Raw genomic sequence first — 12,995 nt, forward strand, 5'->3', positions numbered from 1 at the left:
GCTGGCCATTGAGAAACCAGGCCGGCTTGCCGACACCGCCCAGCACCTTGGGCTGTAATCGGTAACGCTGACTGCGGATAAGGTTACCCTCCCCCAGCGCCACGATACGAATGGGGGCCTGCAGCTCGGCACTCTGCCCTTCCCCTGCACAACCGCTGGCCAGCAGCGCCTGCCGTCGCTCGCCGGATGTTCGCCAAGGCTCCAGCGACAAGGGCCAGAGGGCCCGAAAGCCGGATTGCGCCGCATCTTGGCAGCGGGCCAAGGTCGGCTTGCCCGTGGCGGTCAGTGCGACCTGGCGCAGCGGCGAGGGCCAGTCCATGGGATCCGGCAAGGTGGGAGGATCGCGCCCTTCCAGCAACCAGGCGCTCTGACGCTGCAAACAGGCTTCAGGCAGGGTCGCGCTGGCCTTGCGCCCCAGCGGCCAGCAAACTTCGGCCTCGCTCACCGTGTTGGGTTGTGCCGGCAAGGGGCTGTTATCAGCCAGCCGCGAGTAGACCGAAAGCAGCAGCGGCACCGCTGCACTCTGCCCGTAAAAACCGGGCATGGGAGTACCATCGGGGCGTCCCAACCAGACGCCGATAGTCCAGCGACCGGAGACCCCCATGGCCCAGCTGTCGCGATAGCCATAGCTGGTGCCGGTCTTCCAGGCCAGTCGATTGACCCGGCCGGTCGCCTCGCTGGCAAAGGGTTGATCCGCCCGCCCCTGCGCGCTCAGGATCTGCCAGATGATCCAGGCAGCGCCCGGGCTCAGCAAGGGGCGCGACACCGCCTGCTGCCCCGCCAGCCAGACCGGCATCGCCACCTGCCCCTGCCGGGTCAGCGCGCTGTAGAGCGCCACCAGCTGCTCGAGTCGAATGCCCGCCGCCCCCAGCGCGATGGCCGGATTGGGTTTGTCGGAGAGCGCCAGCCGCACTCCGGCGTTGTCGAGGCGGCTGACCAGCTTGTCGGGCCCGAGCGCCTCCAGCACCTGCACCGCTGGCACGTTGAGGGATTGCTGCAGCGCTTGGGCGAGGGTCACCGGCCCCTGAAAGGCGCCGGAAAAGTTGGCGGGGCGATAATCCGAGCCCAGCCTTGGCGCATCGGAGAGCAGGGAGGCCGAGTGCACCAACCCCTCGTCCATGGCCAGACCGTATATGAAGGGCTTGAGGGTGGAGCCGGGAGAGCGGATTGCCTGCACCATGTCGAGATAACCGTGGCGACGCAGATTGCCATACTCGGCGCTGCCCACATAGGCACGCACCGCCATGGTTTTGTTATCTACCAAGAGCAACGCCGCTGAGGTCTGCTCGGGGAAGCGACGGATATAGCTCGCCACCCGCCCCTCCAGCCAACGCTGCAGATCACCATCGATGGTGGTGTGCACCAACGCCCCCGCCTGATGGTCGGCGGCGAGGCGGGCAAACAGCGGCGCCTCCATCGGCGTGAAGTGACCGCGGGCCAGCACCGGCTCGATGCGCCCCTCCAGCCACACCTGTTCGGGCCAGACACCCTGAGCCACCAGCCGCTGCATTACCTTGTCACGGGCGGCGCGGGCCCGCTCGGGATGCCGGTCCGGCCTGTTGCGGCTGGGAGCCTGCGGCAGCACCGCCAACAGCGCTGCCTCGGCATAGGTCAGCTTGGCCGCACTCTTGCCAAGGTAGGCAAAACTTGCGGCCTGCACCCCCTCCAGATTGCCGCCAAAGGGCGCCCGGTTCAGATAGACGGTAAGCAAGGTGCGCTTGTCATAGTGCCACTCCAGCTGCAGCGCACGCGCCATCTGGCGCAGCTTGCCGAGCACGCTCCTGTGGTAGGGCTCGATAAGACGCGCCACCTGCATGGTGAGGGTCGAGCCGCCCGACACGGCTCGCCCATAGCGCAGCCACTGCCAGACCCCACGCACCATGGCCACCGGATTAACCCCGGGATGACGCCAGAAGTAGCGATCCTCGTAGCCCAGCAGCGCCTCGATATAGCGGGGGGAGACCTGCTCCAGGGTCACGGGGTAGCGCCACACGCCGCTGGTATCGGCAAAGGCGCGCAGCGGTCGCCCCTTCATGTCGAGCACCACCCGTGCGTAGGCAGGGTCGAGCGGTGGCGGCGGGAAGAGTCGATCCAGCGCCAGCAATGACAGGAGCAGTGCTACAACTCCCAGCACCGAGAAACGCAGCCAGCGTGGCAGACGACCAAGCCAGCGCCAGCAAGCGCGGCCAGTGCGACCCACTTTCAGCCAGCCACGCTGCCAGAAAGTGAGCGGGCGAACCCGCTCAAGGGAGGGAATGTTACTCAGAGATGATCACCTCATGGATATCCTCACCCACAGCCCGCAGCTCGGGGCGGTACATATCCTCCACCTGGGTCGGCGGCACCTGATAGCGGCCCGGCGTCACCGCCCGCATCAGGTAGACCAGTTGCTGGTTGCTCCCCTCGCTCAGATCCAGCGCCGCCGTGTAGCGGTCATCGCGAAACTCCTGATGCTTGAGATAGTCGTTCCACTCGCTCTGCCACGCCGGTTTCCCCTCAATGGAGAGCTCTTCCAGCTTGATGCTGTTGCCAAGGGCCGGGTTCTCCAGCTCGAAGCCAGCAGGCACCATCTCTACCAGCAGGGCATCGGGCACCGCCGATTCACTGCTGACGTTGAGCCGCACCACCACCAGATCGCCCACCTTCACCTTGGCGGGATCAAACGGCTGACCATCGCTGTTGAACCAGCTGCGGGTCACGCTCATCCCCTTGCTGATCCGTGCCGGTGCCTGTTCGGGGTAACCGACCAGGGTGCGCTGCACATAGAGGGAGCCCTTGCCCTCGTTGGTGACGGTGCTCGCAGCCAGCGCCTCGGTGGCGCCCTGCTGCAGAGGAGCCGAACCGCTCAGGGGTCCACTGCCAAGAGAGGAAGTTACCTTGGCCTGCCAGTCGACGGCCGGATCGAAGCGGGCGAGTCGCAACAGGGCGAGCCGCTCCTGAGTGCTGAGCCACTGACGGTGAGCCAGGGTGTCGGCCACCTTGGCGCTGAGGGCCGGCCAGCGCTCCGCAGCCAGCTTGTGCTGGCGCAGCAAGGAGAGCTCAAGGGCTTCATCGCGCAGCGGTGAGCCGTAATCACCCAGATAGTCATCACCGCGCTCGGTCGCCAATGCCCGGCTGAGGGCCTTGGCGGCGTTCTGCTCATCCCCCATGGCCGAGAGCGCCAGCGAGAGGTGCAAGAGCGGCAAACCTGAGCGGGCGTGATCGGCCTGCTGCTCCCAGATAAGGCGCAGGGTAGCGAGCGGCGCCTTGCCCACCCGGGCCAGCACATAGGCGCTGTAGGCCTGATAGGCCAACCGGCTGTGCTCGGGGGCACTGCTCCAGCGCTCACCATACTGACTGTCGGTGAGATAGCTTTGCAGCCGGTTCAGCGCCTGATTGAGCATCGCCTCCGGCACTGCGTCGCCCGCCTCCTTGCGCGCCAGCAGGTAGTCGGCGGCATAGGCGGTGAGCCACTGCTCCTCGTCGGAGCGACCATCCCACAGGCCAAAGCCACCGCTTGGCAGTTGCAACCGCTGTAGCCGTTGCAGCAGGGCGCGTTGCACATCCGCCTCACTCGCCGCTTTCTTGCCCTCTGCAGGTTTGCTCCAGGCGGCCCGCTCATCGGCCGTGGTCAGCAAGTAAGGCCAGGCACGGGACAAGGTCTGCTCCAGACAGGCGTAGGGGTAGTCGGCCAGCGCCTGCCACTGGGCTGCCGGATCCCAAGGCGGGGTGCCGGAGAGGCTGAGCAGCCCCTGCAGGTTGGCGCGATCCAGCCCGGTCAGCTCAGCTGGCGCAAAGCTCATCTGCTGGCCGGGGGCCAGCATCTGGTAGCGCTGGCGAGTCTCGGCCGGCCAGGGGGAGCGCAGCGGCAAAGTCCAGTCGCGGCTGATGGCAAAATCCTTGCCGCTAGCCGCCAACTGCAGGCTTGCCACGCCGCTCGCTCCGGTCACAGTGAGCGGCAGGGTCAACCACTGCTCCTCGCCATTTTTAAGGGACAGGGTGCCGGGCAGCTCGCCATTTGCCTTGAGCCCGCCATTGAGGGTCCAGACAAGGGAGAGGGTCTGATCCTCGCCGCTCATGTTGCGCAGCTGCACCAGCGCCCGGGTCTGATCCCCTCTGGCGCCAAAGCGTGGCCAGCCAATTTCGGCCACCAAGGGGGCGACCACCTTGACGGCGCGCTCGGCCTCCCCGACCTGCTGTTCGTTCCAGGCCAGCGCCATCAGTGCCAGCTCGCCGTTGAAGTTGGGCAGTTCGAGCGGGATCACCGCTTTGCCCTGCTGGTCAAAACTCACCTCGCCGCTCCACAGCGCGGCTACTTCGACCCGGCTCTCAAGCGCGCCACCCTTTTTCAGCGGCGCCCGATCGCCGCCGTAGTTGAGGCGGGCCAGCTTGCCATCTTGCGGCGGGATCACCTGACCGTAGTTGTCGAACAAATCTTGGGCGAAGCGCTTGCGACCAAAGAAGATCTCGAACGGGTCGAGAGGCTGGTAGTCGCTGATATTGAGCACGCCCCGATCCACCGCCGCCAGCACCACCCGGCCTTGGCTATTGGGGGTGGAAGTGGCGGTCACTTCCAGCCGAGTGAGCGGCACCGCTTTATCAGGCGCGCTCAGGGTGAGCGGCAGACGGCGCGCTTCCCGGTCCAGGGGGAGCGGCACCAGTCCGACCGAGCGCAGGCTCTGCCCCTGTTGCTTACCAGCCGGTTTGGAGGCGCTGTCTGGCGCGGCGATCTGGGCCGAGATATGCAGATCGTGGCGCTGCCACTCGGGGCTGACCGGGATCTCGAACTCGCCGCGGGCATCCTTGGCATCGCCACCGGCCCCCTTGAGCTCGATACGCTGCCACCAGCGCAGGCCGTCGCCATCTTCCACCAGCAGCAACCCCTTGCCGGGGCGCGGGGCAACCAAAGTCACTTTGGCCTTGTCGCCCGCCTGATAGGCGCGCTTGTCGAGGGTGATGGCAATCTTGTCAGGCCGTGCCTGCTCGCCACCGCCGCCCCAGGCGTAACTGCCGATCTCCACCCGCAGGCTGGATTGATGGCCCTGGCTGTTCTCAACCTCCAACCGATACCAGCCCGCCGCCAGTTGCAGCGTGAGCGGGGTCGGCCCCTTGCCATCCAACTGCAGGGTCTGCTCCTGTTCCAGATAGGGCTGGCTGTTGAACTCGTACTTCCACCCCTCGCCATCGGCGTAATGCCAGTAGTAGTCGCGGTACTCGTTGATGAGGCGCACCTTCACCGCCCCCGCCACCGGCTGGCCTTGCTCATCGAGGTTGAGGATCTGGAAGGGGAGCGGCTTGCCCCCCTCTACCCGATCGGCCACGAAGTCGGCCTTGAGTGCCGGCCACTGGCTGCCCGCGGGCCAGCCATACTGGGTGCGGCTGCGATTGACGGCGCGGCCACCGGGCTCGGCGAGCGACACCCGATAGGCCACCTCCAGCGGCCCGAGGGCGCGCACCCCATCGAGCTCATCAGCAAGCGAAAAAGTCCCCTGCCCCTGCGCATCGAGGGTGAGATTGAGAGGCTCGAGATCCTTGGCCTGCTCCGCGAGCAGCACGTCAGCCAGCGTGAACTCCTGCCACTGGGTAAAGGGCATGGTGGCGCGGCTGATTTTCACCTCCACCTTCGCCTTGGTGGCACTGGCCGGCGCGCCGTAGAGATAGTCCCCCTGCAGTGGCAGGCTGAGGGCGGCGTCCAGACTCGTCACTTCGCCATCCGGCCCCTTGCCAAGCTGCAGTTTCAGCCGTTCCGGCAAAAACTCCTCCACCAGAAAGGGCCACTCGAAGCGACTGCCAGCGGCGGTCTTGAGGTTGATGGTCCAGCGCCCGAGCGGCGCATCATCCGGCAAACGCAGACCGTAGTGGGCCGCGCCCAAATTGTCCGGCAGCAGCCGTTTCTGTTCGAGCAGCTGGCCGTCCGGCTGCTTCACCTCCAGCTCTACCGCCATGCCCGGCAGCAGCTGGCCATCTTGGCCCTTGAGCAGGATCTCGCTGTCGAGCCGCTCGCCGGGACGATAGAGATCGCGCCCGCTGAATAGATAGAGCTGCTGAGCCTGCCAGGGCTGGGTGCCAAGATCGAAGGTGGAGAGATCGAGCGCCGCCCCATCGAGACGCAGCACCGCCAGATGGTTGCCCTGTTCGGCCAGCAGCAGGCGGGCACCCTGCACCTGATCGAAGCGACGATGGCCCTGCGGATCAGTGGTTTGCACCTGCAGCCGGTTGCCCTTCTCGTCGAGCAGGGAGAGCTGCACATCCTTGAGCGGGTCGGCGCTGGCCAGGGAGCTGACGAACACCTCCAGCTGATCGCGGTAACGGCGGGCACTGAGCCCCATGTCGCTCACCGCGAAATAGGTGGTCTCCTTGCGCCAGTCGTAGTTGCCAAGGGGGGACATCACGGCAAAGTAGACGCCAGCCTCCGCCAGCTGCGGCTCCTTCACATTGATGAGGCGGGTCTCGCGCCGGTTAGCATCGAGCTCCAATGCGTAGCGGCCGCTGAATACCCGCTTGGCCCGCTGGGTGATCTGCTCAAGCTCCCAGTTGCCCATGCCAGCACCGGGGCGATACTCGGCCAGAAAGCGGGGCAGATACTCGGCATCGACCCGGAAGAAATCGATATTGACCTCATCCACGTTGACCGCGCTGATGGGCAGGCGCAGTTCCTGACGCAGCGGCAATACCATGCCGCTGGCGGTAAACGAAGCCCCCGCCTCCAGCGGGCGGGTCTTGAGCGTCCAGCTCTGGGGGGATGGGCCCAACCCCGCCTTGAGGCTCACTTCATAGCTCTTGTCGGGCTGTACGTTCGGAAAATAGAGGGTGCGACCATCTTCGGCGAGGATCCACTCCCCCTGCACCTGCCTGCCACCTTCACTGACCCCGAGCCAGCTCTGCCAATTGGCCTTGGGCGCCAAGGAGCCGGAGAAGACCAGCGCCAGCGCCGGGGCATCGCGATACTGGCGGGCATTGGCCTGCACTACAGAAGTTGGCGCCCCGGCCTCCTGCTGCGCAGTGGATTCTGTGGTCGGTACTTGGCTGGCGGGCTTGTCAGGGCCACAACCGGCCAGCAGCAAACCGGCCAGCCCGGATAGCAGCAAGACCGACCAGCGGCGGCGCAAAGCGCCGGTTCCGGCGGTAGAGCGGTGAGAAGCAGAGGGAGAGTCGAAGAGGCGCATAGGTTCCATCCCGAGTTGGAGCGCTGCAAACGCAGCGTGGCTGGAAACAGGATAAGGCATCCTGCTCACCCGACACAAAGCTCATTACCCGAATGGGCACAATTCCGCGCCCCTGCAGCACGAGAACCCCCTTGCCCACTGTTCCAGTGCGGCAAGGGTTGTCATCTAGTCGTGGCTGGTCTCGTTTTTTGCCCCGCCTTTGAACCAGCGAAACAGGATGGCCATGACGGCCGCCAGAAACAGCACCAGCGAGGTAATCAGCAGCGCCCGGGTCAACAGTTCGCTGTGGTGGAGGAAGAAGGGAGTATTCATCGCCAGCTTGCCCACCAGACTCAGACAAAGTGACCAGAGCACAGCGCTGGCAAAGCTCGCCACGCACATCCGCAGCACGCTCAGGCGGCCAATCCCCATCAGCATGGGGGTCAGAACCCGCACGAACGGGATAAAACGGGAGGAAAACATCGCCAGAAAACCGTACTTTTTCAGCAACTGGGTCGCCTTGGGCAGGCTGTCGGGAGGCAACATCCGCTCGATGTGATCCATAAAGCGGGTGCGCTGCAGGGCTCGCCCCTGCCAGTAGGCGAGCACAGAACCTATGCCAGCAGCTAACGGCAGATAGATAAGCGTCACTTCCGTCCCCAGAACGCCCATTCCCACCAGCCCACCAGCCAGCAGCACCAGACTGTCTCCCGGCAGGGGGAGAAAGACAAATGCCGACTCCAGAAACAGCACCAGCATCAGACAACAAATAAGCATGGACATCGCCTGCATCTGAACCAGGGCGTCAAAATCCTGATGCCAAATGGCCATCAGCATATCCAACATGTCACTCTCCCTACTACACGGTTCATGTTCAAAGAAACACGATTTATAACGCCCCCCCCCTGAACAAAACGTTAATTTTGTCCGGCATGGGAAATAAAGTGTGTCGAAATATTGCAGCAAAAGGGGATGCAAGGAGGGCGAAAAGAAGAAGCAAAAAGCCCCTCATCTTGCACGCACAAGGGAGAGGGGCAAACAGGCACAGAAATAAAACGGTTACTCGGCGGTGGCCATCTGCCAGGTTTTGAAGCCGCCGGAGAGATTCTTCACTTTAAAGCCGTGCTGGCTCAGCAGGCGACATGCCACATGGCCACGCAGCCCGACCTGACAGCTGATCAGCAGCTCTTTCTCTTTGGGCAACTCATGGAGGCGACCACGCAACTCGTCGAGGGGGATATGCAGCGCCCCCGGAATGCGGCCCAGCTTGTCGAGCTCCGGGCCATTGCGCACATCCACCACCAGCTGATGGGGGTTACGAGCCTGCACCTCGGCCACATGGCAGAGCAGGGCATCCCCCTTCAGGTGGTTGCTCGCCACAAACCCGGCCATATTGATCACATCCTTGGCCGAGCCATAGGGCGGCGCATAGGTGAGCTCCAGATCTTGCAGGTCAAACACGGTCAGGCCAGCGCGCTGGGCTACCGCCAGCACATCGATACGCTTGTCGATGCCATCCTTGCCGATGGCCTGGGCACCGTAAATCTTGCCATCCGGGGCAAACAGCAGCTTGAGGCTGACCGGATGGGCGCCAGGGTAGTAACCGGCGTGGCTGCCCGGGTGGACATAGACCTTCTCGAACGGCAGACCCAGCTGCACCAGTCGCTTCTCGTTGAGGCCGGTGCTGGCCACCGCCAGATCGAACAGCTTGCAGATGGCGGTCCCTTGCGTCTTCTTGTAGGTTTCGCTTCGGCCCAACATATTGTCAGCGGCGATGCGCCCCTGCCGGTTGGCCGGGCCCGCCAGCGGGATCAGCACAGATTCGCCGGTGACGAAGTCAATCTCTTCCACCGCATCCCCCACCGCGTAGATAAAGGGATCCGAGGTACGCATCCCGGCATCGACCTTGATGCCACCCCGTGGCCCCAGCTCCAGCCCCGCCTTGGCGGCGAGCAGGGTTTCCGGTTTGACGCCGATGGCGAGGATCAAGAGACCGGTATCAAGATGGGAGCCATCATTGAGGGTCAGGCGCAGGCCACCGCTTTTGGCGGTCGGTACGGCGGAGGTCTTCTCGGCAGACAGATCCAGACTCTCGATGGCCAAGAGGCCGGTGCGCAGGCGCAGGTCGATCCCCTCTTCCCGGATGCGGGCATGGAGCATGTTGGCCATCTCCTTGTCCACCGGCGCCATCACCTGATCGGCCAGCTCCAGCAGGGTGACATCCAGCTTGCGCTGGTGCAGCGCCTCCATCATCTCCATCCCGATAAAGCCGCCGCCCACCACGGTAACGTGGCGTGGCTGATCGTGGTGAAGAGAGGCCAGAATCCGATCCATGTCGGGGATATTGCGCAGGGTATGCACCCGGGGGCTATCGATACCGGGGAACGGCGGACGTATCGGGGCGGCGCCCGGGCTCAGCAGCAGCACGTCATAGGGTTCGCGCTGCTCTTCACCGGTTTGCAAGTTGCGCACCAGCAATGTCTTGCCTGCCTTGTCTATCTCGATTACGTCGTGAAAGACCCTCACATCCACGTTGAAACGGCGCTTGAAACTCATAGGAGTCTGCAGCAACAAGGCATCCCGGTCGGGAATATCGCCCCCGATGTGATAGGGCAGACCGCAGTTGGCGAAGCTGACAAACTCGCCCCGCTCGAACATCACGATCTCCGCCTTTTCACTCAAACGACGAGCTCGAGCAGCCGCCGATGCGCCCCCGGCGACACCACCGATAATCAGGATCCGTTTCATCTGCAAGACTCCTCGTAGAAAATAACGACCAATAAATTAGCAACAACTAATTTAGATTTCAATGAAATTTTGTTTCTCGCGATTTTGCAGTATCCTTGCAACCCCGACGGTTGCTTAACAGGATGTGGTTTGTTCATGTCGTCTACCGCTCTCAGTCCTCTTCATCCAGCCATCCATACGCCGCTCTTTTTTCGTCTGGATCTGCGCAGTCAACGGCTGGTCGCCCTGACCGACGTGATGCAAACCCCGCTCTACTGGCTCGATGAACCGCGCACCCCCTGGCCGGCCCAACTTCCCGATGCCCTGCGCCTGCCCATCGAACAACTGCTGGCCAACGGTCATGGCGGCAAGACCAGCGTGCGCTTTGCCAATCAGTTGTGGCATATCGCCCTCGCCCACGAGCAGGATGGCTTCTGGCTTATCTGCCTGCAGCATCGGCATCTGGAGCCGGTCTGCGAACTGACACTGCAACTGCCACGCCTCAGCCAGATGGCGAGCCGACAACAGTATGCGCCTCTGCTGGAAACCCTCAAGGAGAGCCTGGGTGCCGATCGGCTTATCCTCTGGCACTATCAGGCCAACGGCGATCTGGGCTGCGAGCAGCTCACTCCGGTGTTCACCCTGGGGGTCGAGGCGCTCTACCCCATTCGCGGCGACAGCCGCTATATCCGCGCCCTGCGTACCCGCAAATCGTTGAGCTTCTCGGAAGCGGCCCACCAGCCGATGCTGAGCAATCACCTCTATCTGACCAGTGCCGGTGTGCGCTCACGCCTCGATGGCGCCCTGCTGGAGCAGGACAAGCTGTTCGGGGTGCTGAGTCTGGAGTATCTCGACCCCACCCCCATTAGCGATGAAATGCTGCAACTGGTGCGCAACAGCGCCCAGTTGCTCGGCCACTGGCAGCCACAACCGGAAGAGCAGCACGCCGAGTTGGCCCTCCCACCCGAGTTGCACCAGCAGACCGGCATCGACTACTGCAAGACGCTGGTAAGCTGGGCCATGAGCGCCAGCGGTGCCCGGGTGGGCTGGATCGGCGAGTTCCAGCCCCGCGGTCAGGATCTCTGGATCATCCCCCGCTGCTTCATCAATGAGCAGAGCTTCTCCACCCTCAAGCCCATCCAGCTCGATCCCGGCCCCGCTCAGGAGCTGTTCCAGCACGGTCAGGCTATCTACGTGGAAGATCTGCCCGTGCGCTATCCCAAGGCAACCCAACTACTGGCCCTCAATGCCAGCGCTTATATTGGCATTCCGCTCCATGGCCAGATCGGGACTCCCATTGGCCAGCTCACCCTGCTGCTCGATACCCCCCTTGAAGAGCCCGAGCCTTTGCTGGATCTCTTGAGCAGCCAGCACAAGCGGGCCGCCATCGAGCTCAAGCGACTCGCTACCGATGATGCCCTGCGCCTCGCCGAAGTGGCCTTCAATACCCACGATGGTCTGATCGTGATGGATCACAACGGCATCATCCTCAAGGTCAACAACTCCTTTACTCGCATCTCCGGGTTTGGCGAAGTAGAGGTGATCGGTCACTCCATTAGCAAGCTGCGCCCCACCTACTACGGGGACAATATCAAGGAAGATATCAGCCACACCGTCAGCAAGCAGGGGTTCTGGCTTGGGGAAGAGCGCTGCCTGCACAAGGATGGTCACCTCTTTCCTGTGCGCTTGATGGTTAACGGTGTCAAGGATGAGCAGGGTGAGCTCAGCCACTTTATTTGCAGCTTCTACGACATCACCGAGGAGAAAGAGGCGGCCAGACATATCGAGCAGCTCGCCTACTACGACGATCTCTGCGGGCTGCACAACCGGCGCAGCCTCAACCATATTTTGCAGCAGACCCTGAGCGCCCCCAACGGACAATGGGGCGCCCTGCTGCTGCTGGATCTCGACAACTTCAAGTCGATCAACGACTCCCTCGGTCACGCCTGCGGCGATCAACTACTGCAGGCCGTGGTAGAGCGTTTCAGGGCCTTGCCCCAGGACAATCTGGTACTGGCGCGCATCTCGGGGGATGAATTTGCCCTGCTCTTTACCCAGCTCGGACAAGGGGAAGTCACCGCCAAAATTTTGGCTGAGCACTTTGCCCGCGAGCTGATGGGGCTGTTTCGCACCCCGTTCGATATCGGTGATCACAAGCTGCACTGCAGCGCCTCGGTGGGGATCAGCCTCTTTACCACTAACGGGATAGATCACCTCACCCTGATGCAACAGGCTGACACAGCCACCCACATGGCCAAGCGGGCCGGTCAGGGTCACTACGTCTTCTTTACCGCGGCGATGGCCCAGCAAGAGAAGAACCGCCTGACCCTTACCAATGAGCTGCGCGATGCCCTGCGTCATCATGAGCTGCAGCTGCACTATCAACCGCAATACCGGGTCGACAATGGTTCACTGTCGGGTATCGAGGCGCTGCTGCGCTGGCAGCGCAGCAACGGTACCATGGTGCCACCCGGGGAGTTTATCCCCATCGCCGAAGAGACCAGCCTGATCCTCGAAATCGGCTACTGGGTGATGAAGACCGCCTGTGCGCAATACAGCTTCTGGCTCAACCGTGGCCTGCAGATCCCCCATCTGTCGGTCAACGTCAGTGCCCGCCAGTTCCACACTCAGGGCTTCGTGCAACAGGTGGAGTACATCTTGCGCGATACCGGTGTGCCCCCCTCCCGCCTGCTGCTGGAGGTGACCGAATCGGTAGTATTGGAGAATCGGCAGGAGAGTATCGCCAGAATGCGCCAGCTCAAGGAGCTCGGCATCCTCATCTCCATCGACGACTTCGGTACCGGCTACTCGTCACTGGCCTATCTGCGGGATCTGCCCGCAGACGAGGTGAAGCTTGACAGAAGCTTCATTCAGACCCTTGTACACAGTGAACAGGACAGAGCCATCGTCAAGGCGATACTCGATCTGGCCCAGGTCTTCCGTTTTACCGTCACAGCCGAAGGGGTGGAAGAGGAGGCGCAGCTGGCCATCCTCAAAGCGCTGGGATGCCAGCATTATCAAGGGTTTCTCACCAGTCGGCCGCTCACAGTCAAGGGGCTGGAACAGCGGCTTGGCAGCCGGGCGCCGGACTAAAGGTGTAGGATCAATAGGGGTTTATGTAATAAAATAACGGCCTGCTCGAAT

General features: G+C 63.0%; 5 protein-coding genes. 1 reads left to right on the forward strand and 4 read right to left on the reverse strand.

Annotation, left to right across the window (positions count from 1 at the left end; translation table 11 throughout):
- The 4 genes from pbpC to ACRAUW_RS02670 all read right to left on the reverse strand — a co-directional run.
- Window positions 1-2,206 (reverse strand): penicillin-binding protein 1C (gene pbpC, locus ACRAUW_RS02655; protein ID WP_431361075.1); only part of this gene is annotated, 2,206 nt, incomplete at its 3' end.
- Window positions 2,207-2,258: 52 nt separating this feature from the next.
- The gene (locus ACRAUW_RS02660; RefSeq protein WP_431361044.1) at window positions 2,259-7,145 is read right to left on the reverse strand and encodes an alpha-2-macroglobulin family protein; all 4,887 of its coding nucleotides are present in this window, start codon (window positions 7,143-7,145) and stop codon (window positions 2,259-2,261) included.
- 165 nt (window positions 7,146-7,310) lie between these two features.
- Window positions 7,311-7,970: a DedA family protein gene (locus ACRAUW_RS02665; RefSeq protein WP_431361045.1), complete on the reverse strand. Its 660-nt coding sequence runs from the start codon at window positions 7,968-7,970 to the stop codon at window positions 7,311-7,313.
- Between the two features lie 213 nt (window positions 7,971-8,183).
- The gene (locus ACRAUW_RS02670) at window positions 8,184-9,872 is read right to left on the reverse strand and encodes an FAD-dependent oxidoreductase (protein ID WP_431361046.1); all 1,689 of its coding nucleotides are present in this window, start codon (window positions 9,870-9,872) and stop codon (window positions 8,184-8,186) included.
- Window positions 9,873-10,007: 135 nt separating this feature from the next.
- Here ACRAUW_RS02670 and ACRAUW_RS02675 point away from each other — a divergent pair, with 135 nt between their 5' ends.
- On the forward strand, window positions 10,008-12,944 hold the full coding sequence (locus ACRAUW_RS02675; RefSeq protein ID WP_431361047.1) for a sensor domain-containing phosphodiesterase: 2,937 nt from the start codon (window positions 10,008-10,010) through the stop codon (window positions 12,942-12,944).
- Window positions 12,945-12,995 lie beyond the last annotated feature (51 nt).

This window comes from Aeromonas sp. (assembly GCF_050633025.1).
Classification (GTDB): domain Bacteria; phylum Pseudomonadota; class Gammaproteobacteria; order Enterobacterales; family Aeromonadaceae; genus Aeromonas.

Coding starts and splice junctions, on each gene's coding strand:
- ACRAUW_RS02660 (WP_431361044.1), bottom strand. CDS start 7,145: ATGCGCCTCTTCGACTCTCCCTCTGCTTCTCACCGCTCTACCGCCGGA.
- ACRAUW_RS02665 (WP_431361045.1), bottom strand. CDS start 7,970: ATGTTGGATATGCTGATGGCCATTTGGCATCAGGATTTTGACGCCCTG.
- ACRAUW_RS02670 (WP_431361046.1), bottom strand. CDS start 9,872: ATGAAACGGATCCTGATTATCGGTGGTGTCGCCGGGGGCGCATCGGCG.
- ACRAUW_RS02675 (WP_431361047.1), top strand. CDS start 10,008: ATGTCGTCTACCGCTCTCAGTCCTCTTCATCCAGCCATCCATACGCCG.